We start from the raw sequence: 1,356 nt of genomic DNA, 5'->3' as shown, positions 1-1,356 counted from the left end.
CCCAGTTGGGTCGACGTTTACAAACTCGATGCAGCCCCCCTGGCGGATGGTTACGTCTGCGCTGTTGGTGCCCCGCACCCTGAAGCCCCGATCGATGCCCAAAGCCTCAATCACCACACAGCTTGATGAACTGGGCTGGCACGACACCAGCGCGCCCAACCAGGCTTTTATCATATACACCCCATTAGCCAACGATACAAGGGCATGGGATTGACCGCGAAGCGCCGAAGGCTGCGTAGAACGGGAACACCGCACAAATGCAGAAAGCCTAGCAGGAGGTTACGCAAGGCAGCCAGGGTTTGGGCAGCTTTGCGGGTGCGACAAGCATCCTCTCCCAGGGCCACATCCCGTTTGTGGTGCAGTCGGTTCTCAATGCCCCAGTGACCCCGACTGACAAGGGCCAGGGTAGCAGCATCGGCCTGGTCTCCCGGAAGGCTGGTGAGGTAGAGGTCGCTTTCCTGAGAAACCGCTCCGCTACGTTTGTGGGTTTTGTGGCGTTCAATGGCCACGATTTGCTGTAGCCCAGGGAAAGATACCTCCCACTCCAGCGGAATCTGTGTGGTCCTGCGAACCTGCCACACCCACAGCGCACCACTGCGCACCTCGTGGTACAGGTGGGTGTTCTCTGCCGGATACTTCAGCACAAACTCGGCCCAGTCTTTCAAGGCAGCCTGGTTCTCCTTGAGCGCGAGGAAGTAGTGCCCCCCTTTTCTAGGATGGCTGCAGCGGTCTGAGCCTCGGTATGCGCAGCGTCTGCGGTGACCACCCAGGGAATACCCAGCTCGCTCAGTTCAGGCCCTAGCTGCATGATCAACTGCCGTCCGGCTACAGCCTCATCCCCCAGGGCTTTTCCTTGCCACAGGCTCAGACCCAACTGTCCCAGATAAGCACTGACCAGCAGCAAAGCCTGATCCCCCACCCCCCGGCGGGCGCTCCCTTTGAGGTATTTGCCGTCCAGGTTGACCACCATCTGACCCGGATGGGCTGGCTTCAGCACCTTGAGCACCTCCAGCGCCCAGGCCTTCAGGGCCTCTTCCAAAGCGCTGACCTGTTGTTCCAAAGCCCACACAAAGCGATAGAGGGTGGCCTGGGCAGGCAGGGCCTTACCGCTGGCGCGCCGCCCGAAGCCCTGTGCCAGCAGCCAGTCCCGCTGATCCTCTACCCACTGGGCGATGGCCAGCACGTTGGTGCGTCCGCTGCCCAGGGCCATCAGCACCAACATGAACAGCATGCGCCAGTCGTAGGTGGTGTTATGGGCTCGCAGGTCAGGCACCTGCATCAGGTATGGAATGGGGCTGGGTATCCTTGGGGTTTCGTTCATACTGCATATGATAACTGCATATGATGAAAGCCTGG

Annotated in this window: 2 protein-coding genes; both read right to left on the bottom strand. The window is 60.2% G+C overall.

Going from position 1 to position 1,356, the window contains the following annotated elements; all coding sequences use genetic code 11:
• Positions 1–170: 170 nt before the first annotated feature.
• Positions 171–665: a transposase gene (locus tag NW837_RS10260; RefSeq protein ID WP_414331255.1), complete on the bottom strand. Its 495-nt coding sequence runs from the start codon at positions 663–665 to the stop codon at positions 171–173.
• Complete coding sequence (locus NW837_RS10255) at positions 662–1,321, bottom strand: transposase family protein (protein WP_414331252.1); 660 nt, start codon at positions 1,319–1,321, stop codon at positions 662–664. Before NW837_RS10255 ends, NW837_RS10260 begins: the two co-directional genes overlap by 4 nt.
• Between the last annotated feature and the right edge of the window lie 35 nt (positions 1,322–1,356).

The sequence above is a fragment of the Synechococcus sp. R6-10 genome (assembly GCF_047461815.1).
Taxonomy (GTDB): Bacteria; Cyanobacteriota; Cyanobacteriia; order Thermostichales; family Thermostichaceae; genus Thermostichus.
This window is presented reverse-complemented; position numbering and strand designations above follow the sequence as displayed.